Source organism: Marisediminicola sp. UYEF4 (genome assembly GCF_040546025.1).
Lineage (GTDB): Bacteria > Actinomycetota > Actinomycetes > Actinomycetales > Microbacteriaceae > Marisediminicola.
The window spans coordinates 559,296-580,358 of record NZ_JBEPNA010000001.1 but is presented as its reverse complement, the minus strand read 5'-3'; the positions used below and the strand labels follow the sequence as shown (position 1 = coordinate 580,358).

Sequence of the window (21,063 nt, the reverse complement as noted above, 5' to 3'; positions counted from 1 at the left end):
GCGTCAAGTCTGCCAGATCGATCGGCCGTCGGCTCCCCGGTGCGGTCTCTCCGCCGGGATCGTCGCTGGACCGCCCGAGCGGGACGCATAATGGTCGGATGCCCGGAAGCGATGAAGTCGACCGTATTGTCGGCGCGTGGTCGCGCGAGCGTCCCGACCTCGACTTCGCCCCGATGCAGGTGCTCAGCCGGGTCGGCCGGCTCGCCAAGCACCTCGACCGGGCCCGTCGCGCCGCCTTCGAGGCATCCGGACTCGACTCCTGGGAGTTCGACGTGCTGTCGGCGCTGCGCCGGGCGGGCGAGCCGTACCAGCTGAGCCCGAAGGCGCTGCTGCTGCAGACACTCGTGTCGAGCGGCACCATGACCAACCGCATCGACCGGCTCGTCGACCGCGAGGTCGTCGAGCGACGCACCGACCCGCACGACGGCCGCGGGATCCTCGTTGTGCTGACCGTCGAGGGCCTGGCCCGGGTGGATGCCGCGATCAGCACACTGCTGACATCCGAGGCCGAAGTGCTCGACAACCTGTCGCCGACCGAGCAGGAGCGCCTCGCTGGCCTGCTGCGCAAGCTCAGCCTCGACTTCGACTGAGACGCCGCGCTCACCGTGCGCATCGGGTCGCTTTCGGCCTCCCCTCGGCACGATTACGCTCGTTTGTGACGTCGGCGCCCGCTCGAGCGGGCACCGACGTCACAAACGAGCACAATCACGGGCGGACCAGCATCCGACCGCGGCAACCCGATTCAGTCGCCGAGCAGCTCCGTGAGCTCGAGCCAGCGGAACTCGAGCTCCGCCTGGGCGTTCTCGACCGCCGCCAGCTCCGCCTGGAGCTTGCCGAGCCCGTCGTAGTCGCCCTGGTCGTGCGCCGCGAACGTGTTGTGCAGCGCGGTCACCTGGTGGGCGTACTTCTCAAGCTTTCGGCCGGCCGCCGCGAACTCCTTCTGCGCGTTGCGCAGTTCCGCCCCGCCCAGCGCGGGCTTGCCGGACGACTTGGTCGTCACGGCCTTGGAGGTGGCCTTCGCGGCCCCGCCTCCCCGCTCGACCGCGCGCAGCGCGAGGTACTCGTCCACGCCGCCGGGCAGGTGGCGCATGCGTCCCTTGAGGATCGCGTACTGGTTGTCGGTGACGCGCTCGAGCAGGTACCGGTCGTGGCTCACGACGATCAGCGTGCCGGGCCAGGAGTCGAGGAGGTCCTCGATTGCGGCGAGGATGTCGGTGTCGAGGTCGTTGGTGGGCTCGTCGAGGATGAGCACGTTGGGTTCGCCGAGCAGGATGAGCAGCAGCTGCAGGCGGCGACGCTGGCCTCCGCTGAGGTCCTTCACGGGGGTGGAGAGCTGCTCGCTCATGAACCCCATGCGCTCGAGGAGCTGCCCGGGGGTGAGCTCCTTGCCGCCGGAGACGTAGGAGCTCTTCTGGTTCGCGATGACGTCCATGACGCGGGTGTCGAGAATGTCGGCGAGCTCGTCGAGCTGCTGGCTGAGGATCGCGACCTTCACGGTCTTGCCGCGCTTGACGCGTCCGACGGTGGGCTGCTGGGTTCCCGCGATGAGCGAGAGCAGCGTGCTCTTGCCGGCGCCGTTGACGCCGAGGATGCCGGTGCGCTCGCCCGGCGCGATGCGCCACTCGATGTCGTGCAGCACCTCGCGAGGGGGCTGGTGCGGGTCGGTCGCCGGATAGGAGACGCCCACGTCGAGCAGGTCGACGACGTCCTTGCCGAGGCGCGCGGTGGCGAGCTGGCTGAGCGCCACGGTGTTGCGCGGCGGCGGCTCGTTCGCGATGAGCTCGTTCGCGGCGTCGATGCGGAACTTGGGCTTCGTGGTGCGAGCCGGCGCGCCGCGGCGCAGCCAGGCGAGCTCCTTGCGGGCGAGGTTCTGGCGCTTCGACTCCATGGTCGCGGCCATCATGTCGCGCTCGACGCGCTGCAGGATGTAGGCCGCGTAGCCGCCCTCGAAGGGTTCGATGATGCGGTCGTGCACCTCCCACGTGTCGGTGCAGACCTCGTCGAGGAACCACCGGTCGTGAGTGACGACGATGAGGCCGCCCGAGCTGGCGGGCCAGCGCTTCTTGAGATGCTGGGCGAGCCAGGCGATGCCCTCGACGTCGAGGTGGTTGGTGGGCTCGTCGAGAAAAATGACGTCCCAGTCGCCGATGAGCAGCTTGGCGAGTCCGACCCGGCGGCGCTGACCGCCGGAGAGCTCGCCCATCTTCGCCGACCAGGGCAGGTCGGAGAGCAGCCCGTCGATGACGTCGCGAACCTTCGCGTCGCCGGCCCACTCGTGCTCGTCGAGGTGCCCGACGATCGCCTCGGACACGACGAGGTCGTCCGGCAGCACGTCGGACTGGTCGAGCATGCCGAGTGTGACGCCGCGACGCACGGTGACGCGGCCGGAGTCGGGCTCGATTCGGCTCGCGAGGAGGTTCAGCAGGGTCGACTTGCCGTCGCCATTGCGACCGACCACGCCGATCCGATCACCCTCGTTGAGGCCGATCGTGACCTTGTCGAAGACGACCCTGGTTGGATATTCGAGATGCAGGGATTCCGCCCCGAGAAGATGTGCCACCGTACGAGACTACGCGGCGCGGGGACGGGGCGGATGCCGAGGGGCCGCAGCACGGCATCCGCGGCGCCCACCGAGCCTGACGCTTACGCGGCCGTGGGATGCTCGCGCGGATGCCTGACGACCGAGCCGCTGGCAATGCGCGCGTCGCTCGGCACGCGCATCCCCGGGGCGATCGTCACGTCGGAGCCGATCCGCGAGTGGCTGCCGAGCCGGGTGCCGGCGCCGATCCGGGCATCCACTCCGACCCTCACATTTGCCCCGATGAAGGCGCCGACGCCGACGGTCGCGCCGCTCTCGATCCAGCTCCCCGCGCCGATGAACGCGCGGGCGCCAACCTTTGCACCCTTCTCGACGTAGCTGCGCTCGTCGAGAAACGCGGCCTCGTGCACCTGTGCTCCGGGGGCCACGAACCCGCGACCGTTGCCGTGTCGGCGGTACCGTGACACCTCGCCGGAGTCGGCCTCGACCTCTTCCCAAATTCTGGCCATGCGCCACCTCCTTTATTCGGGGCGGGCCGTTAGTCCGTATCGAACAAGAGATTGGACCCTCCGCTGTTCATCCTCAACAATGACTGGGGTGGTGCCATTCCGCGAATTCCTGCGATTCCGGGTCTCACGGCGACCACTCAGCTTGCGCCGCGACCGCGGCGGCCGCCCCGCCCCATGCTCGATCGCGACCGCCCAAATTCACCGAGAGTGCCTGCTGCCGCCGAGGGAGCCCGTTTAACCGGGCACACTCGGCGCCGCGGGGCACACTCGGCGCCGCGGGGCACACTCGGCGCCGCAGGGCACACTCGGCGCCATCGCGGCGCTACCACCGTCGTAACCCTCAACCGAGCGAGGCCACCCACTCGGTGGTGCCATCGGTGAACGCCTGTTCCTTCCAGATCGGCACGGACTCCTTCACCGCGTCGACGAGTCGGGCGCAGGCCGCGAAGGCCTCGGCCCTGTGGGCGGATGCTGCGGCGCAGGCGATGGCGATGTCGCCGATCTGCAGGGCGCCGATCCGGTGCACGACCGCGAGGTTCACGCCCGGGAACTCGGCGGCAACGGCATCCGCGACCGAGGCGATCACGTCGCCGGCGGACGGATGCGCGGTGTAGTCGAGCGTGAGCACGCCGCGTCCCTCGTCGTGGTTGCGCACGACTCCGGCGAAGGCGACAACCCCACCCGCGGTCGCAGTCGCGACGGCAAGGTCGCACTCCTCGACGGTGATCGGCTCGTCGCTGATTCGCGCGAAAGCGACGCGGCCGACCCCACCGGAGTCCACCCGGCCACCGGCGTCCACCCGGCCAGCGGAGTCCACCCGCCCACCTGAATCTGCCCGCCCGGCGGAGGCAACCCGCCCGGCATCCAGAGAATCAGTCATCGTGGTGTCCTCCCGCGAGTTGGTCGAGTACATGATCGACGACTTCGCCGAGCAGTTCCAGCCCGTCGCGCACTCCCCCGGTCGACCCGGGCAGGTTCACGACGAAGGTGGTGCCGGCGATGCCCGCCAGGCCGCGGCTCATGAGCGCGAAGGGGGTGCTCGCCGACCCGCGCCGGCGCAGCTCCTCGTGGAAGCCCGGCAGGGTCACCGTCAGCAGCGGTGCCGTCGCCTCGGGGGTCCCATCCCGGGGCGAGATGCCGGTGCCGCCCGTCGTGACGAGTACGTCGACCCCGGAGTCGATCGCGGCGCGCAACGCGACGGCGACCTCCGGCCCATCGGGCACGATGACGGGGCCGTCGACCTCGAATCCTCGCGCGATCAGCCAGTCGCGGATGACGGGGCCGGTGCGGTCCTCGTAGATTCCCATAGCGGCACGCGTCGACGCGGCGACGACGCTGGCACGGCGCGTCACGCGTCGGCCCGCCAGTCGCCCGACTTGCCGCCCTGCTTCTCGAGCACGCGGATGTCGGTGATCACCGCGGTCTTGTCGACGGCCTTGATCATGTCGTAGAGCGTGAGGGCGGCGACGGATGCTGCCGTGAGCGCCTCCATCTCGACCCCGGTCACAGCTCGCGTCGCCACGGTCGCGGTCACGGTGAGCCGGTCGAGCGACCCGACGATGTCGACGGTGATCTTGGTGAGAGGCAGCGGGTGGCACAGCGGGATGAGCGACGCGGTCTGCTTGGCGGCCATGATTCCGGCGATACGGGCGGTACCGATCGCCTCGCCCTTGGGCAGGTCGCCGGTGAGCACCGCCGCGACGACGTCGGCGCGGGTCACGAGCACAGCGTGGGCGACGGCGCGGCGCTGGGTCTCGGACTTGCCGCCGACATCGACCATGTGGGCGGAGCCGTCGGCGCGCAGGTGGGTCAGCTCGGGGTCGGTCAATCGATGCTCCAGGTTTCGACGGGGGCTCCCGCGTCGAGGTGGGATACCCCGAGCGGAATATGAACAAGAAGAGTGGATGTCGCGTAGCCGTGCAGCAGGTGCGAGCTGGGCCCGCCGACCAGCTCGATGGCGCCGGCGGCGTCGAAGCGGCCTCGCCGCACCTGGTGTTTACCCCCGGGCGAGACGAGCGGCCCGGCGAGGTAGGCGAGCGACGACGCACGCTTCGGCGCGAGACCGTAGAGCTCCCGCAGCACCGGCCGCAGGAACATCTCGAACGACACGAGCGCGCTCACCGGGTTGCCGGGGAACGCGACGACGGGCCGCTCGAACGGAACGCCGGCGTCGTCGGTGAGGGTCGCGAGCCCGAGTCCCTGCGGTCCGCCCGGCTGCATCGCGACGGAGCTGAAGCTCACCCCGGCCGGCTCGAAGACATCTCGCACGACCTCGTAGGCGCCTTTGCTGACGCCGCCGGTCGTGAGGATCAGGTCGGCGGACCGGCCGTGCGCCGCGAGGTAGGCGCTCAGCGCCGCCGCGTCGTCGGTCACGGTGCGCACGTCGGCGACCGCGGCCCCGCACTCGGTCACGCCGATCGCCATCGTGGCGCTGTTCGCGTCGTAGATCTGGCCGGATTCGAGCTCGACGCCGGCCCCGCGCAGTTCGTCGCCGGTCGAGAGGACGAGCACGTTGAGGCGGCGGCGCACGCGCACCTCCCGGATCCCGGATGCTGCGAGCACGCCCCACTGGGCGGTTCCGAGCCGCGTGCCGGCCCGCAGCAGCATCCGCCCGCTCTCGAGGTCGCTGCCGCGGGGGCGCACGAACGCGCCGGGGATCGCGGGGGCGGAGAACTGCACCGTGTGCTCGCCCTCCTCGGGCGGGAACGAGTCGGGAATCGACGCTTCGATCGGCACGATCGCATCCGCCCCGATGGGCACGGCCGCACCCGTCATGATCGGCGCGACAGTACCGGGCGCAAGTGTGCGGACGGGGTCGCCGGCCGCGATTCGCGCGGCGACGGCGAACATCCGCCCGGGGACGGCCTCGACGGAGCGGACCGCGTAGCCGTCCATCTGGGAGTTGTCGAACGGCGGATGATCGATCGGCGAGGCCACGTCAGCGGCGAGCACCCGGTCGACGTCGCGGGACCGGGCGAGGCCGGCTGCATCCACGACCACGACATCGACGGCGCCGCGGTGCGCGAGCGGGGCGAGAAGCGCGCGAACCGCCTCCTGATGTTCGGCCACGGTACGCATCCGTCCATCATCACCCACCCGGCAGGAAATCCCCACGCGGGACTGGAAGACTGAGAGGCATGAAACCGATCACCGCCTCCGTCGCCGTCATCGGCGGCTCCGGCCTGTACCGCCTGTTCGACCCCGCGACCTCGACGGTGCAGCGCGTGGAGACGCCCTACGGACCCGCGGAGGTCACGATCGGCGAGCTCGGCGGACGAACCGTGGCATTCCTCACCCGGCACGGCACCGACCACTCGGTCGCCCCGCACCTGATCAACTACCGCGCCAACATCTGGGCGCTCGCCTCGCTCGGGGTCACCGCGATCCTCTCGAGCGCCGCCGTCGGCGGGGTGCACCCGGACTTCCCGCCGGGCACCCTCGTGCTCACCGACCAGTTCATCGACCGCACCTACGGGCGCGCCGACACCTTCTACGACCGCGGGTCGGTGCAGCACCTCGCCGCCGCGGACCCGTTCTGTCCGACCCTGCACGCGGTCGCCGCCGCCGCCCTCGATGCCGCAGGCGAGAGCGTCGCCCCGAGCGGCACCGTCGTGGTGATCCAGGGCCCGCGCTTCTCGACCAGGGCGGAGTCGCTCTGGTTCCGCGCGGCCGGGGCCCACACCGTAAACATGACGCTGTACCCCGAGGTTCCGCTGGCCGCCGAGCTCAACATCGGCACGGTCAACCTCTCATTCGTGACCGACAGTGACGCGGGGCTGGCGCCGGCGGCTCGGGTCGGTGGGGCCGCCGGTGGCGGCGCGGATGCTGGGACTGGCGGCGGAGCGGATGCCGGGCACCCGGCATCCGACGAGCCCGCCGAGGAACTCAGCGCCGAACTCGTCTTCGCCCGCCTCGCGGCCGCCCAGCCGCGCATCATCGCGGCGATCGAGACGATCATCCGGGCTCTCCCCGCCGACTATTCGCCGCGCGCGCTCATCGCGCCTGCCGAGGTCGCGGCGGTGCTGTCGCGGGATGTGGTCGCCGACGGCGACACCGTGGCGCCGGTCACGGCGGCCGGGGCCGCATCATGACCATGCTGATCACCGGCGGTGCCGGGTTCATCGGCGCGGCCATCGTCGACGCCGCGATCACCGCCGGGCACACGGTGCGGGTGCTCGACTCGCTGCGCGCCGACGTGCACGGGCCTGGCCCCGTCGTCGATCCGCGGGTGGAGTTCGTGCGCGGCGACGTGCGCGATGCCGACGCGGTGGCCCGCGCGCTCAACGGCGTCGAGGTCGTCTGCCACCAGGCCGCCAAGGTCGGCCTGGGCGTGGACTTCTCGGATGCCCCCGACTACGTCGGCTCGAATGACCTCGGCACCGCGGTGCTGCTGGCAGGGATGGCGGCGGCCGGCATCCGCAGTCTCGTCGTCGCCAGCTCGATGGTTGTCTACGGCGAGGGAAGCTACCGCGGGCCCGCGGGCATCACCCGTCCAGCGGCACGCCGCGTCGACGATCTTGAGGCGGGCCGCTTCGACCCGCGGGACGAGAACGGGGACCTGCTCTCCCCCGAACTCATCGCCGAAGACGCGCCCCTCGACCCGCGCAACGTCTACGCCGCGTCGAAGCTCGCGCAGGAGCACCTCGCGACCTCGTGGGCGCGCAGCACCGGCGGGGTCGCCGTGGCGCTGAGGTACCACAACGTCTACGGGCCGGGGATGCCGCAGAACACTCCGTACGCGGGTGTCGCGTCGCTGTTCCGGTCGGCGCTCGAGCGGGGCGAGGCACCGCGTGTATTCGAGGACGGCGCACAGCGGCGGGACTTCGTGCACGTGCGCGACGTCGCATCCGCCAACCTGGCCGCACTCGACTGGACGTCCAGCGCCGACCCCGGCACGTTCCGGCCGTTCAATGTCGGAAGCGGTGTCGTGCACACGATCGGCGAGATGGCGCAGCAACTCGCGCAGCACGCGGGCGGGCCGGAGCCGATCGTGACCGGGGAGTACCGTCTCGGCGATGTGCGGCACATCACCGCATCGTCGCAGCGGCTCGTGTCGGAGCTCGGCTGGGCTCCGTCGGTCAGCTTCGAGGAGGGAATGCGCGAGTTCGCGACTGCTCCGCTGCGGGCCGCGGTCGTCGACGCCGGTTGAGCCGGTCGCGCAGCGTGTTTAGCCCCGGCCGGGATGAGCGGGTGGGGCCAGGCCGTGCAGGTCGGCTCGCGTCGTCGTCGTGGGCGGTTTCGACACGACCGTGTTTCTACACGGCCGTGCCCGGCCTGCTCGCTCGGCTCGGTCGCTGCTGGTTGAGCAGGTCGCGTGGCGACCGTGTCGAAACCCGGCCCGGGTCGCCCCGGTCATGGAAGCACTGGTGTGGGCAGCTTTCCGCCGCGTCTCGGTGTGCGGGTCGGGTCGATCCGTGCGGGTGGGATGAACCAGGGCACGTTGTCGATGACCTGCACTGTCCAGCCGTTGTGGATCACATGGTGGTGGCCGGTGCAGAGAAGTATCCCGTTGTTCAGGTTCGTTGGCCCGCCGTTTGACCACCACCGAATATGGTGCGCCTCCGTGTAGGAGGGTGGCCTTCCGCAGTCGGTGATGGCGCAGCCGCCGTCGCGGTCGGCGAACGCGATCCGCTGGGCCTTGGAGAACAGCCTCCGCCCGACACCCAGGTCGAGGACCTGGCTGTTGCCGCCGAGGACCGCGGGGATCATTTCCGCGTCCGCGGCGAGGATCCGTGCGGCACCAGCGGTGATGGGTTCCTCGACCCCGTCCAGCCGCGCGACTCCGAGTCCGGACTGAAGCTGCTCCAACGTCATCCGGATGACGAGGGTGGTGTGCGGGAGGGTACCAGGTGTGGTGGTGCAGCCCATCATGTGCCGCGCCACATCGATCAGGGCGTCGGCCGCGATCCGGGGGATGGTGCGCGGGTCGGCAAGCTCAACATGATCGGCCGAGCAGCTGTCGCGGCCCAAGTCCTCGCCGTCGTCGTAACCGGCGGTGCCGCTGCCTGTCGCACCATTCGCGGCCGGCTCGGCCTCGAACCGCACCTTGCGCAGGGCGTCACCGACCATCGCGTCGATCATCGTGCGCACGTACCCCGCACCGAGCGGGTCCAGATCGATGGTGCACCGCTCGAGACCGTTGCCCTGCTTGGACCAGCGCAGCGACCTCAGCGCGATCAGCGCTTCCTCCCGCGGTGCGACCCCGTCGGTATCCAGAGCGTCACGCCAGGCGATCGACAGTTTCCGCACGGTGTCGGCGGGATGGGATGCCGCGAAGGACACCAGCTCCGCCTCCGCCGCCACGAGGTGCTCGGGTAGTGCGCGCGGGGCGGCTTGGGTGAGGTTGGTGATGATCGCCTGCGCCGCATCCACTTGCACCACGCCGGTGTTGACCGCGTCGGCGACGAGAGGGAACAGGGCGGGCAAGCGTTCGCCGAGCAGCGAGACGGGTGCGGTGGTGGCTTCGCCGAGCCGGACAGTCTTCCCCGCCTCGGCGAGCGTGATCCGCCCGAGTTCGGTGATCAGCGCCGCGGGGGAGGTATGCCCCGACGACTTCGCCAGCCCGCCCTGCCCGAGCGAGGGGCGGGACCGGACGCTGAGCTCCCCTGCCGTACGGACCAGGAGCGCGTCGACCTGGCGTTTCAGGTCGTAGCCGGACCTGATCGCCCGGAGCAGTCCCGCATCGGACATGGTCTCCACATCGAGCTGAGCGGGGGCAACTGCGATCGCGCTGGCACGTCCGAACGATGCGCCAGGTGCGGCGTGCTCGCCCACGTAATCACCGAACCCGGTCAGCGCGCCGGCCCACGCCGACGCGAATGCGTCGGCGCTTGCGGTGAGGGGATCGGTTGCTTTGGACATACCCACATAGTGACAGGCACCACTGACATTGCTGCCAACCTGAAACCAGCCGCTGATCTGGGGTAATACCTGTGGATAACGCTCTCCGGGAGGGCCTGTGGAGGAGTAGTTGCGAGGCGCGGCAGTCGCTGGCTCAGCTGACGCTGACCGTCACGCTGTGCAGCCCGGTCGCGCCGTTCGGTGCGACGGGCGCCTCCTCCGCCGTCTGCACGAGGCCGTCGCTGTCGGTCGCCCGCACCTCGATCTGGTGGTCGCCCGCACCGGCATCCCACTCGTACGACCACTGCAGCCAGGTGTCGGCGGTCACCGCGCGGGCCAGCCGCGCCTCGCGCCACTCGCCGCCGTCGATGCGTACCTCGACGCGGTCGACGCCGGTGTGCTGCGCCCACGCCACGCCCGCCACGGCGACCGTGCCGGCGGGCACATTCGACCGCGCGGTCGGAGTGTCGATGCGCGAGGACAGCTTGATGGGACCTCGCTCCGACCAACCGCGCGGCGTCCAGTAGGCGACGCGGTCGGCGAACCGCGTGACCTCGAGCGAGACCACCCATTTCGTCGCCGAGACATAGCCGTAGAGTCCGGGAACGACCATCCGTGCCGGGAACCCGTGCTGCAGCGGCAGGGGCTGCCCGTTCATGCCCACCGCGAGCAGGGCATCCGTGTTCGGATCGAGCAGCACCTCGAGCGGAGTCGAGGCGGTGAACCCGTCGATGCTCGTCGAGAGCACCATGTCCGCTCCGGGCATCGGGCGGGCGCGGGCGATCAGGTCGCGAATCGGATGCCCGAGCCACAGTGCATTGCCGATGAGGCCGCCGCCGACCTCGTTCGAGACACACGCGAGGGTGATCAGGCTCTCCTGCATCGGCAGCGCGAGCAGCTCCTCGAAGTCGATCGTCACGTCCTGCTCGACCATGCCCGTGATCCGCAGCGTCCAGTCGCGGGGGTCGACCGACGGAACCTGCAGCGCCGTGTCGATGCGATAGAACGCGGTGTTCGAAGTCACGAACGGGCTGATGCCCTCGACATCCAGCGTCGCGTCGGCGGGGATCGCGGGTGCCGGGGTCGCGGCCCGGGGCAGGCGGATGGCGGCGCGCAAGTCGCCGACGGCGGTGGCGGCCGCGGTCGCGATCCGCGCACCCGCGCCGACCAGGGCGCTCACGGCTCCGATCGTGATCGTGAGCCGAAGGAAGCGGCGGCGCTCGACGCCGGGGCGCACCGACGACGGGAAGGGCGCGAGAGCGTCGGATGGGCCTGACGCGAATGGCTGCGCGGCCGCCTGTCGCGCGCCGCGCCACAACTCGAGTCTTCCGATGAGGGCCCGCAGCGTCAGGATGCCGAGGGCAGCGCCCGCGAGCGTGGGGATGGCGTGCACCGGGGTCGCCCCCGACCGCGTGACGGCCGCGGCGATCGCGATGACGGCGACGAGGCCGATCACTGCCTCGCCCCAGCGTCCCTTCCTCGACTGCAGTAGTCCGGCCGCGACGGCGAACACGAGCACGACGAGTCCGAGGGAGATGAACAGGACGAGCTTGTCGGCGGTGTCGAACAGCTCGATGACGAGGGTCTTGAAACCGGGCGGCACGAGATCGACGATTGCCGAGCCGACGGCGAGGATCGGATTGCCGATCCCGCCGAGGAACAGCGACACGACCTCCGCCGTCGCGAGCGTCGTGGTCGCGGTGACCGCGCCGACGAGCGCGGCCCAGAGCGTGCGTTCGCGCTCGGTCATCCCCGCGGTGCCGGATGCTGCGAGCGTACGATCCCCGATGCGCGGGTCAGGGGCGGAGGGCGCAGTCACCCGATCAGACTAGGAGGATTGCCTGAGTTTCCCCCCGAATGCCACCGCGACGAGTCGTCCGCCGTCCACTGTGCCCGTTGGCGCCCAGAGTGCTCCTACCTGCAGTCACCTTCGGCGCGAGCAGGCACCCTCGACGTGAGTAGGCACTCGCGGCGCACGGGAGCCTCGCGGCGCACGCAGCACTCGCGGCGCGTGCGCCGATGCCGGCACTCAGCCCCGACCCCATAGGGTCGATAGGTGCCAGAATCCCGCGTCGACGTCGTCTTCCCCTGCCTCAATGAGGAGGGCGCCCTGCCCTGGCTGCTCTCGCGGCTGCCCGAGGGCTACCGCGCGATCGTCGTCGACAACGGTTCGACCGACCGCTCCGCCGAGGTCGCCCGCGAGCTCGGCGCGACCGTCGTCCACGAACCCCGCCGGGGCTTCGGGTCCGCCGCCCACGCCGGCCTGCTCGCCGCGACCGCCCCGATCGTGGCCTTCTGCGATGCGGATGCCTCGATGGATCCCGCCGACCTCCCCCTCGTCGTCGATCCCGTTGCCGCGGGTGCGGTCGAGCTCGCGCTCGGGCGTCGGCGTCCGACGACGAGATCCGCGTGGCCGGCGCACGCGCGCGTCGCGAACTGGGCCCTCGCACAGATGATGCGCGACGCCACGGGCGTCGACCTGCACGACCTCGGACCGATGCGTGCTGCCGGCCGCCCCGCCCTCCTCGCCCTCGAGCTGGCCGACCGGCGTAGCGGCTACCCGCTCGAGATGGTGCTGCGCGCGTCGGCGACCGGATGGCGCATCCGCGAGGTCGACACCCCCTACTCGCCGCGCGTCGGCAGGTCGAAGGTCACCGGCACCGTGCGCGGCACGTTCACGGCGATCAAGGACATGTCGCGGCTGCTCGCCGCGGAGCGCCGCCGACCAAGCCATTCGGTGCGCGGCTCCGAACGACAGCGGTGACCTCCATCGTTCTCATCGCCAAGGAGGCCTTGCCCGGCAAGGTCAAGACCCGGCTGCATCCGCCGCTGAGCCTCGAGGCCGCCGCCGAGCTCGCCGCCGCCGCGATCGCAGACACGCTTGCCGCGATCGCAGCCGTGCCCGCGACGCGACGCGTTCTGCTGTTCGATGGCGTCGAAGTGCCGCCCGGATCCGAGGGGTACGACGTGATGAACCAAGTGGCCGGCGATCTCGACCTGCGCCTCGGCGCGATGTTCGACGAGTGCGAGGGCCCGACGGTACTCATCGGCATGGACACCCCCCAGGTCACGGCCGAGATGATCGCCCCCATGTTCGAACCATGGCCGCCCGGCGTCGACGCCTGGTTCGGCCCCGCGAACGATGGCGGATTCTGGGCGCTCGCCCTCGCGAATCCTGACGGCGACCTCGTGCGGGGCGTTCCGATGTCGCGCGACGACACCGGCAGCATCCAGCTCGAACGCCTGCGGGATGCCGGACTCACAGTTCGCCACCTCCCCGAACTCACCGACGTCGACACGATCGACGACGCGATCGCGGTCGCGCGCACCGCCCCGCTCACCCGGTTCGCGACGGTTCTCGCCGGCCACCTCCCACTCGACGGGCGCCCAGCAGCAGCCGAGACGGCCCACTCGTGACCAGCGCCCGCAACACTGAGACCGAGACCGAGACCGAGACCTACGACCTCAGCGAGGGCGCGACGTTCGGGGCCGGAGGCACGGAACCCTACGCCGCGGCCCTCCGCCGCTCCCACTCCAACGTGCTCTACCTGCACGAGACCGACGACGGCGCGACCGACGACCGCCAAATCGGCGGCAGCGAGCGCCGCGGCGCCGCACCGATGGATGTGTCGCGCTGGCACGCCGACGCGGATGTCGCCGACCTGAGCCTGCTGCGCAGCGTGACCGGCCCCGTACTCGACATCGGCTGCGGCCCCGGCCGGATGGTGCGCGCGGCGATGGACCTCGGCATCGAGGCCCTCGGCATCGACGTCTCCCCCACCGCGATCGAGGTCGCGACCGAGTCCGGCCTCAGCGTGTTGCTCGGTTCGGTCTTCGAAGCGCTGCCCCTCGAGGGCAAGTGGCAGACCACCCTGCTCGTCGACGGCAACATCGGCATCGGCGGCGACGTCACCGCCATGCTCGCCCGCTGCGACGAGCTGATCGCCGCCGACGGGGAGATCGTGGTGGAGACGCATCCGGATGCCGCGCGCGACCGCACCTACACCGGACGCCTCGTCGATACCCATGGCCGGCAGAGCGACCCGTTTCCCTGGGCCGAGATCGGCGTCGACGCTCTCATCGCCTGCGCGGCGGCCATTGGGTTGGCGTCGCGGCAGGTCTGGCAGCTCGACGGCCGCACATTCTGCCGCCTCGCGCGGCAGCGGCATCCGAAATCCCCCAACGCCTCGTAGGCTCGGGTGAGGAAGTCGTCCGACCGGACGGCCTCCCACGAACGCTGAACGGGGCACCCATGTCGACGAAGTCCGCACCTGACATCACTGAGATCGAGCCCATCGCGAGCGGCAGCATCGTCGTCGGTCACGACGGCTCTGTCGACGCCCAACGCTCGCTCGAGCAGGCGTTCGAGCTGGCGGACAAGCTCGGCGCGCCGCTCTGCGTCGTGCGCACGTGGAGCATCGACACGGCGCCCCACGGCACGCTCGTCGACTTCGGCATCGTGTCGTCGTTCGCCCAGGTCTCCGAGAAGGTGTGTGCGCGGCTCGAGGCGGAGTCGAAGGGTGCCGCGGCGAAGCATCCGTCGGTCGAGGTCGCCTACCGGTCCGCGTTCGGCCACCCCGCCGAGATCCTCCTGGCACTGTCGGGTGAGGCGCGGATGCTCGTGGTCGGCTCCCGCGGGCTCGGCGGCTTCCGCAGCCTCCTGCTCGGCTCGGTGAGCGAGCAGTGCGTGCGGCACGCCGAGTGCCCGGTGTTGGTGGTGCGTCCGACGAAGGCGCGCAGCTAGGCGGTCGCGCTCTGGCGCCGCCTGTGCGGCCTGACCCGCAGGTAGACCGCGATCGTGACCGCGGTGACGGCCACGAGCACGCCGTAGAACAGCACGAGGTTGGCCACGTAGTCGAGGGGCAGGATCGTCGGGTTGAGCGTGCCGATGCCCTGCTTCACGATCTGCGGGAACACGATAAGCGACACGATCGCGCCGATCACTATCGCGCCCTGGACGATCGCGAGCACACCCAGCGGTATTCTCCGCCCCGCCTTCCTCAGGGTCAGGTTCACCCCGATCACGAGCCCGGCGATGATCCCGTCGTGGATGAGGATCGCGCCGGCGAGCCAGAGCAGAATGCCGCCGTAGCGCTTCGGCGCGACATCCTCGAGCAGCACCAGGCCGCCGACGACGAGGAGCGCAATGCCGACGACGACGAGGGCGATCCGCCAGATTTTCATCAGATTACCTCGATCATGCTCAGCCACTTGGTCTGTCTCACGCCGGGCCTGGCGGGGGCGATCATCCGCGCGGGGTAGCCGTGGTCGATGTCGAGCACCTGCCCGTTGACCTCGAGCGCGACGAGGGTGAGGTCGTCGCGCACGAACTCCGGACCCATGTCCATCAGGCGGAATCCGCCCTTCGGCTCGAGGCTTGTCGCCCGGATCGCTACGCCGGCATCCGCATCGACGGTGTCGAGAAGGTCGCGTAGCCGCGGTCCGCGCCACGACGCGCTCTGGCTCCAGCCTTCGACGCATGCGATGGGCAGCTCAACGTCGTATTGCGGAAGCGTGGCGAGCTCGGCGAGGGTGAAGCTGCGCGAGGAGTCGCCGTTGACCACGGTGAGCGCCCAGTCGGGGGCGACCGCGCTCTCGAGCACTCCGGCGGCACGCGCGGTGCGGTTGACGGGCAGCGCGTTCGGGCCGATGCCTGCCTTGCGCGGCGCGAACAGGTTGACGCCGTCGAGCGGGCGGAGCGACTGCCCCGCAGTGAACGCCACGACGGCCGCGGTCGCCACGGCGATGGTGGCGACGAATCCGCGGCGACTCGTGGTCGGTGACGGTGCCGGGGTCGCGTCGATCCAGGCGAAGATGCGGCCGGTGACCCCGGTGGCGGATGCCGGCTGTCCCGCGGATGTCGCGGATGTGGTCGCCGAGAGTACGCGTTCTGGCTCCTCAGCATCGGCCGGAGCAGCCGAAAGACGTACTTTCGGCGATTCGGGAAGCGAGAAGTCGACCACATTGCCGTCGGCGTCGTAGCTGTCTTTCTTGCGCCAGTACTTTGCGATCACGTCGAGCTTCACAGCGATGTGGATGGCGAGCGAGCCGATGATGACGAACGACAGCGCGAAGTGCGTCTGCTTGAACGGGAATGGGAACAGCGAATAGAACTGGAACGTATTGAGCAGCCCGATCGTGATCTCGACGAGCGACGCGGCGACGAACAGCGCGATCGAGGCGCGCTCGAGGAAGTGCGAGATCGATCGAACCGGCGGGGTCTGGAACAGCTCGGGGAAGACGACATAGAGCTTGCCGAGAATCAGCGGTACACACGCGATTCCGGCGGTGATGTGGATGCCCTGGCTCAGCTGGTAGAGGAAGGTCGGCCGGGTGGGGAACACCATCCACGGCAGCGGGTCCTGCAGAAAGTGGCTGTACAGCCCGGTGCCGAAGGTCACGATGAACGCGATGCCGAGCAGACGGCCGAGCACCGTCGCCATCCGCAGGTTGCGCGAGGGCGAGGCGAGGGAACGACGCAGGCCGTTGAGCATTCGGTGCACGCCGTCATTCCACCACGCGAGGCGGGCTTCCGGCGGATGCGGAGTCGTGTTCACACCGTGTGTTCGGAGCCGACCGCGAATCGGACAGGCGGGAATCGGACAGGATGGGATCGTGCGCATTCTTCTCACCTCGCTGCTGCTCGCCGCCAGCACGGTCACCACGGCCGTGTCGGTGATCGCGCTGCCCTTCTACGACGAGAAGAGCTGGCGGTCGCCGCTCGTGCTGCTCACCGCCGTGCTCTGGGCCCTGTTCGCCCTCTCGGTGCTCGCCCTGCGCCGGGTGCCGCTGCGCGCCGCGGTCGTGCTCGTGATCGCCGGGTCGGTCGCAATCGGCGGCGCGGCACTGGCCGGGCCGCCCAACACCAGTACCGACAGCGCCCGGTACGCGTGGGATGGGATCGTGCAGAACGCCGGCATCTCCCCCTACGACTATGTGCCGGCCGACCCGGCGCTGCGCGACCTGCGCACCGATTGGCTGTTCCCGGCGCCGGTGATCGGCGAGACCGGCGAGCCCGAGTGCGTCGGCGAACGCATCCTCACGAGCAACGAGCCCGGCAGTGACGAGATCGTCTGTACCGCGATCAACCGGGCGAAGGTGCCGACGATCTACCCGCCGACGAGCGAGCTGTTCTTCGCCGGCGTGCGATTTCTGACCGGACCCGAGCCGCAGTACTGGCCAATGCAGTTCGCCGGGCTGCTCATGAGCCTCGGCATCACCGGCATCCTGCTCCGCGCGCTGCACACCCGCGGGAGGGACCCGCGCTGGGCTGCGCTCTGGGGCTGGAGCCCGCTCGCGGCGACCGAGGGCGTCACCAACTCGCACATCGACATCCTCGCAGGGCTGCTCGTGCTCGTGGCCACCCTGCTCGTCGCGAACGGCCGGCGCTGGGGCGGCGGCATCGCGCTGGGCGCGGCGATCGCCGTCAAGCTCATCCCCGTGATCGCGGCACCCGCCCTGCTGCGCCGCCAGCCATGGAAGGTCATCGTGGGCTCCCTCGCGACCTTCGCGGTGCTCTACGTGCCCTACATCCTCGCGAGCGGCATCGGCGTGCTCGGCTACCTGCCCGGCTACCTGACCGAGGAGGGCTACTCGAGCGGCGAACGGTTCGTGCTGCTCTCGCTCCTGTTCCCCGGGGCGTCCGCGCTCGTGGTCGCGGCCGTGCTCCTCGCGGTCACGGCCGCCCTGGTGTGGTGGAAGACGAATCCGGATGACCCGTGGCTCGGCCAACTCGTGATGATCGGCGCGACCCTGCTGATCGTCTCGCCGCGCTACCCCTGGTACGCGCTTCTGCTCGTGCCGATCATCGCCATGACGGGGCGGTGGGAGTGGCTCGCGGTGCCGGTCGCCCTCACCGCCCGGTTGCTGGTGCCCTCGACCGATCTCGCGCGGGTGGCGATCGCGCTGGCGATCGGGCTCATCGCCTGGATGTCGTTCCGTCGCGCCGGTCCCGGGTCGGGGCGCGCCCTGCTGGTCTGGCTTCGGCATCCGTTCGCCGCGAAAACGGAACCAAACGCGACTTAGCGCCGCATTTACGGCATAAACTGGGGTGCATGACCGTGACTCCCCTGCGGGTAAGTGAAGCCGCCGCCCTCGTCGGCGTGAGCGACGACACCATCCGCCGCTGGGCCGACGCCGGCCGTCTGCAGCTCACCAAGGCCGACAACGGGCGTCTCGTCGTCGACGGCGCCGAGCTCGCCGTGCTCGTCCGCGAACTCGCGACCGAGTCGCCGCTTGCGCCGACATCGAAAGCATCGACGCGCAACCGGCTCACCGGAATCGTCACCCGGATCACCAAGGACACCGTCATGGCTCAGGTCGAGCTGCAGGCCGGTCCGTTCCGCATCGTCTCGCTGATCAGCCGCGAGGCACTCGATGAGCTCGGCCTCGAGGTCGGCACGATTGCCGCGGCGAGTGTCAAAGCGACCTCGGTCGGGATCTCCCTCCCGTGATGGGCTGCTCGTGACGGGGCGGCGCTCGCGTCGGCGACTCGTCGCGTCGCTCATCGCCGTCCCGCTCGGGGCGGCCCTTCTCGTCGGCTGCGTACCCGCGGCATCCGCACCAGCCAATTCCGACGACGCGATCACCGGTCCCATCGTCGTATTCGCGGCCGCCTCACTCACCGAGTCGTTCGCGCAGGTCGCGGATGCCTTCGAGGCCGAGAACCCCGGCACAACGGTGACGCTCAGCCACGGCGGCAGCTCCGCACTCGCCGCCGGCATCGAATCCGGCGCCCCCGTCGACGTGTTCGCCTCGGCCAACGCCGAGACGATGGCGACGATCACCGACGCGGGGCTTGCGAGCGGACCGCGAGTCTTCGCGCGCACCGAACTGCAGATTGCCGTGCCAGCCGGAAATCCGGGAAATGTGACGGGGCTCGCCGACTTCGCCGACCGCGACCGCACAATCGCGCTGTGCGCGCCGGAGGTGCCGTGCGGGTCGGCATCCGCGCGCGTCTTCGACATCGCCGGCATCACCCCGGCGCCGGACACGCTCGAGCAGGACGTGCGGGCGGCGCTCACCAAGGTCGAGCTCGGGGCTGTGGATGCCGCCATCGTCTACCGCACCGATGTGCTCGTCGCCGGCGACGCGGTGCAGGGCATCGACTTCGCCGAGGCGTCAGAGGCGCCCGCCGAGTACTCGGTGGTGGCGCTGTCCGGAGCCCCCAACTCCACCGCGGCGAGCGCCTTCACCGCGTTCGTGTTGGGTGACTCCGCGCAGCGCATCCTCGCCTCAGCCGGATTCACGGTCGACTGACATGGGTCTGCTGACGGGCGGGCGGCGGGATGCGGCGACCGACCCGGATCGCACCGAGGGTCGCGACTGGCGGAGCGACGCGACGCCGAGGAGGCCGGCGGACCGCGATACCCGCCCCACCGGCGTGCCCTGGGTGCTGTGGGCGCCCGCCGCGATCGCGGTCGCGTTCCTCGCCCTGCCACTGGTGGCGCTCGTCTCCCGCGTGCCGTGGGCCGACCTGCTGGAGATCCTCGCCGCGCCGGAGATCGGCACCTCACTCGGCGTCTCCCTCGTGAGCGCGTCGCTCGCGACCGCCGCAAGCCTCGTGCTCGGCATCCCGCTCGCCTGGGTGCTCGCCCGCTCCGGCGCGTGGCCGGTCGTGCCGCGTCGCCTCCTGCGCGCGATCGTCACGGTGCCGCTTGTGCTGCCGCCCGTCGTCGGCGGGATTGCCCTGCTGCTGCTGCTCGGCCGCCGCGGGGCGCTCGGGCAGTACCTCGATGCGTGGTTCGGCATCCAGTTGCCGTTCACGCTTCCGGCGGTCGTCATCGCGCAGACCTTCGTCGCGATGCCGTTCCTCGTGCTCGCGGTCGAGGGGGCGTTGCGCGGCGCGGACCGCCGGTTCGAGGATGCTGCGTCGACGCTCGGCGCCTCGCCGTGGCTGATCTTCCGGCGCATCACGCTGCCGCTCATCGCGCCCGGCGTCGCGGCCGGTGCTGTGCTGTGCTTCGCCCGCGCCCTCGGCGAGTTCGGGGCGACGATCACCTTTGCCGGCAACTTCCCCGGCGTGACCCAGACGATGCCCATCTCGGCCTACCTCGCCCTGCAGACCAATCCCGAGGCGGCCTATGTCATCTCGCTCGTGCTGCTCGTCGTGTCGATCGGCGTGCTCGTGAGCCTGCGAGACCGCTGGGCGAGCGGGGTCAGCGCATGAGCGGCGCCGGCCTCGACGCCCGGGTGGTCGTCGACCGTGGCGAGTTCCGGCTCGACGTCGAGCTCGTCGTTCCCCCCGGAACGGTCACGGCCCTCGTCGGGCCCAACGGCGCCGGTAAGACCACGGTGCTGCGCGCGATCGCTGGCCTCCTGCGCCCGACCGGGGGACGAATTGTGCTCGACGGACGGATGCTCGACGACGCGGCATCCGGCCGGCGCGTGCCCCCCGCGGGCCGCGGCATCGGCGTCGTCTTCCAGGACTACCTGCTCTTTCCACACCTGAGCGCGCTCGACAACGTCGCCTTCGGGCTGCTCGCGCGCGGCGTTCCGAGACGGAATGCCGCTGCCAGCGCCGGCGAGTGGCTCGACCGGCTCGGGATCGGTGCGCTCGGCGGCATCCGGCCCGCCTCTCTGTCGGGCGGCCAGGCTCAGCGCGTCGCCCTCGCCCGCGCCCTCGTGCTCGAGCCTGCCCTGCTGCTGCTCGACGAGCCGCTCGCGGCACTGGATGCCGCCACCCGGCTCGAGGTGCGGGCGGAGCTCGCCGACCAGCTGCGGGCGTTCGGCGGCTCGGCCGTCGTCGTCACCCACGACCCTGTCGACGCGATCGTGCTCGCCGACGAGATCGTCGTGGTCGAGCATGGCGTCGTCGTGCAGCGCGGCACCCCCGTCGACGTCTCGCGCAATCCCGCGAATGAGTATGTCGCGACGCTCGTCGGTCTCGACCTTGTGCGCCTGTCGCCGGGCCGCAGCGTCGTACTGGCGCCCACCGAGGTGCTGGTGTCGGTCGAGCGGCCGGCGGATGCTGTCTCCAGCACGATCTGGCAGTGCCGCGTGCGCGGCGTCGAGGAACTCGGCGGGCGGTCGAGGGTGCTGCTCGAGAGTGTCGTGGACGGGCACCGATTCTCTGCGGATCTCGCCCCGCGCGACCTGCCGCGCACGGCGATCCGCATCGGCGACTCACTCTGGGCGACGCTCCCGTTCGTCGCGTGAGCTGCGGTCCGAACTCTG

22 protein-coding genes are annotated in these 21,063 nt (G+C 70.7%); 12 read left to right on the top strand and 10 right to left on the bottom strand.

Features of this window, described 5'->3' with window-relative positions; genetic code table 11:
* The first annotated feature begins 98 nt into the window (after window positions 1-98).
* On the top strand, window positions 99-590 hold the full coding sequence (locus tag ABIB15_RS02795) for a MarR family winged helix-turn-helix transcriptional regulator (protein WP_354475070.1): 492 nt from the start codon (window positions 99-101) through the stop codon (window positions 588-590).
* 152 nt (window positions 591-742) lie between these two features.
* Here ABIB15_RS02795 and ABIB15_RS02790 read toward each other — a convergent pair whose 3' ends face one another.
* The 6 genes from ABIB15_RS02790 to ABIB15_RS02765 all read right to left on the bottom strand — a co-directional run bounded on the left by ABIB15_RS02790 (window position 743) and on the right by ABIB15_RS02765 (window position 6,126).
* The gene (locus tag ABIB15_RS02790; RefSeq protein ID WP_354475068.1) at window positions 743-2,560 is read right to left on the bottom strand and encodes an ABC-F family ATP-binding cassette domain-containing protein; all 1,818 of its coding nucleotides are present in this window, start codon (window positions 2,558-2,560) and stop codon (window positions 743-745) included.
* 83 nt (window positions 2,561-2,643) lie between these two features.
* Window positions 2,644-3,048 (bottom strand): DapH/DapD/GlmU-related protein, encoded by a 405-nt coding sequence (locus ABIB15_RS02785; protein ID WP_354475066.1) that lies wholly within the window; start codon window positions 3,046-3,048, stop codon window positions 2,644-2,646.
* A gap of 340 nt (window positions 3,049-3,388) precedes the next feature.
* Window positions 3,389-3,928, bottom strand: a complete 540-nt coding sequence (locus ABIB15_RS02780; RefSeq protein ID WP_354475065.1) for a molybdenum cofactor biosynthesis protein MoaE — start codon at window positions 3,926-3,928, stop codon at window positions 3,389-3,391.
* The gene (locus tag ABIB15_RS02775; protein ID WP_354475063.1) at window positions 3,921-4,400 is read right to left on the bottom strand and encodes a MogA/MoaB family molybdenum cofactor biosynthesis protein; all 480 of its coding nucleotides are present in this window, start codon (window positions 4,398-4,400) and stop codon (window positions 3,921-3,923) included. Before ABIB15_RS02775 ends, ABIB15_RS02780 begins: the two co-directional genes overlap by 8 nt.
* On the bottom strand, window positions 4,397-4,828 hold the full coding sequence (gene moaC, locus ABIB15_RS02770) for a cyclic pyranopterin monophosphate synthase MoaC (RefSeq protein WP_354475138.1): 432 nt from the start codon (window positions 4,826-4,828) through the stop codon (window positions 4,397-4,399). Before moaC ends, ABIB15_RS02775 begins: the two co-directional genes overlap by 4 nt.
* 44 nt (window positions 4,829-4,872) lie before the next feature.
* Entirely contained in the window at window positions 4,873-6,126 is a 1,254-nt protein-coding gene (locus ABIB15_RS02765) for a molybdopterin molybdotransferase MoeA (protein WP_354475061.1), read from the bottom strand.
* A gap of 59 nt (window positions 6,127-6,185) precedes the next feature.
* On the opposite strand from ABIB15_RS02765, the gene ABIB15_RS02760 reads away from it, so the two are divergent.
* Window positions 6,186-7,139 (top strand): MTAP family purine nucleoside phosphorylase, encoded by a 954-nt coding sequence (locus ABIB15_RS02760; RefSeq protein ID WP_354475059.1) that lies wholly within the window; start codon window positions 6,186-6,188, stop codon window positions 7,137-7,139.
* Window positions 7,136-8,197 (top strand): NAD-dependent epimerase/dehydratase family protein, encoded by a 1,062-nt coding sequence (locus ABIB15_RS02755; RefSeq protein ID WP_354475057.1) that lies wholly within the window; start codon window positions 7,136-7,138, stop codon window positions 8,195-8,197. The genes ABIB15_RS02760 and ABIB15_RS02755 overlap by 4 nt, the downstream gene beginning before the upstream one ends.
* A 203-nt stretch (window positions 8,198-8,400) precedes the next feature.
* Here the strand turns inward: ABIB15_RS02755 and ABIB15_RS02750 are convergent, their stop codons facing one another.
* Entirely contained in the window at window positions 8,401-9,909 is a 1,509-nt protein-coding gene (locus ABIB15_RS02750; RefSeq protein WP_354475055.1) for an HNH endonuclease signature motif containing protein, read from the bottom strand.
* Window positions 9,910-10,042: 133 nt separating this feature from the next.
* Window positions 10,043-11,707: a molybdopterin-dependent oxidoreductase gene (locus ABIB15_RS02745; RefSeq protein ID WP_354475053.1), complete on the bottom strand. Its 1,665-nt coding sequence runs from the start codon at window positions 11,705-11,707 to the stop codon at window positions 10,043-10,045.
* Between the two features lie 237 nt (window positions 11,708-11,944).
* Between ABIB15_RS02745 and ABIB15_RS02740 the strand changes: the two genes are divergently transcribed.
* Genes ABIB15_RS02740 through ABIB15_RS02725 form a run of 4 tightly spaced genes read left to right on the top strand, consistent with a single transcriptional unit; the run spans window position 11,945 to window position 14,632 of the window.
* Window positions 11,945-12,652, top strand: coding sequence for a glycosyltransferase family 2 protein (locus ABIB15_RS02740; RefSeq protein WP_354475051.1), 708 nt, complete (start codon window positions 11,945-11,947; stop codon window positions 12,650-12,652).
* Entirely contained in the window at window positions 12,649-13,305 is a 657-nt protein-coding gene (locus ABIB15_RS02735) for a TIGR04282 family arsenosugar biosynthesis glycosyltransferase (protein ID WP_354475050.1), read from the top strand. Before ABIB15_RS02740 ends, ABIB15_RS02735 begins: the two co-directional genes overlap by 4 nt.
* Window positions 13,302-14,081, top strand: coding sequence for a class I SAM-dependent methyltransferase (locus ABIB15_RS02730; RefSeq protein WP_354475048.1), 780 nt, complete (start codon window positions 13,302-13,304; stop codon window positions 14,079-14,081). The genes ABIB15_RS02735 and ABIB15_RS02730 overlap by 4 nt, the downstream gene beginning before the upstream one ends.
* Before the next feature lie 59 nt (window positions 14,082-14,140).
* The gene (locus tag ABIB15_RS02725) at window positions 14,141-14,632 is read left to right on the top strand and encodes a universal stress protein (protein ID WP_354475046.1); all 492 of its coding nucleotides are present in this window, start codon (window positions 14,141-14,143) and stop codon (window positions 14,630-14,632) included.
* Here the strand turns inward: ABIB15_RS02725 and ABIB15_RS02720 are convergent.
* Entirely contained in the window at window positions 14,629-15,072 is a 444-nt protein-coding gene (locus tag ABIB15_RS02720; protein ID WP_354475043.1) for a hypothetical protein, read from the bottom strand. The two genes, ABIB15_RS02725 and ABIB15_RS02720, sit on opposite strands and share 4 nt — an antisense overlap.
* The gene (locus ABIB15_RS02715; RefSeq protein ID WP_354475042.1) at window positions 15,072-16,445 is read right to left on the bottom strand and encodes a molybdopterin-dependent oxidoreductase; all 1,374 of its coding nucleotides are present in this window, start codon (window positions 16,443-16,445) and stop codon (window positions 15,072-15,074) included. The genes ABIB15_RS02720 and ABIB15_RS02715 overlap by 1 nt, the downstream gene beginning before the upstream one ends.
* Before the next feature lie 58 nt (window positions 16,446-16,503).
* Between ABIB15_RS02715 and ABIB15_RS02710 the strand changes: the two genes are divergently transcribed.
* Genes ABIB15_RS02710 through ABIB15_RS02690 form a run of 5 tightly spaced genes read left to right on the top strand, consistent with a single transcriptional unit; the run spans window position 16,504 to window position 21,045 of the window.
* Window positions 16,504-17,913, top strand: coding sequence for a glycosyltransferase family 87 protein (locus ABIB15_RS02710; protein WP_354475040.1), 1,410 nt, complete (start codon window positions 16,504-16,506; stop codon window positions 17,911-17,913).
* Between the two features lie 35 nt (window positions 17,914-17,948).
* Window positions 17,949-18,341, top strand: a complete 393-nt coding sequence (locus ABIB15_RS02705) for a TOBE domain-containing protein (RefSeq protein WP_354475136.1) — start codon at window positions 17,949-17,951, stop codon at window positions 18,339-18,341.
* A 10-nt stretch (window positions 18,342-18,351) separates the two neighbouring features.
* Window positions 18,352-19,146, top strand: a complete 795-nt coding sequence (gene modA, locus ABIB15_RS02700; RefSeq protein WP_354475039.1) for a molybdate ABC transporter substrate-binding protein — start codon at window positions 18,352-18,354, stop codon at window positions 19,144-19,146.
* A gap of 1 nt (window position 19,147) precedes the next feature.
* The gene (locus tag ABIB15_RS02695; protein ID WP_354475037.1) at window positions 19,148-20,056 is read left to right on the top strand and encodes an ABC transporter permease; all 909 of its coding nucleotides are present in this window, start codon (window positions 19,148-19,150) and stop codon (window positions 20,054-20,056) included.
* On the top strand, window positions 20,053-21,045 hold the full coding sequence (locus ABIB15_RS02690) for an ABC transporter ATP-binding protein (RefSeq protein ID WP_354475036.1): 993 nt from the start codon (window positions 20,053-20,055) through the stop codon (window positions 21,043-21,045). The genes ABIB15_RS02695 and ABIB15_RS02690 overlap by 4 nt, the downstream gene beginning before the upstream one ends.
* Window positions 21,046-21,063: the final 18 nt, after the last annotated feature.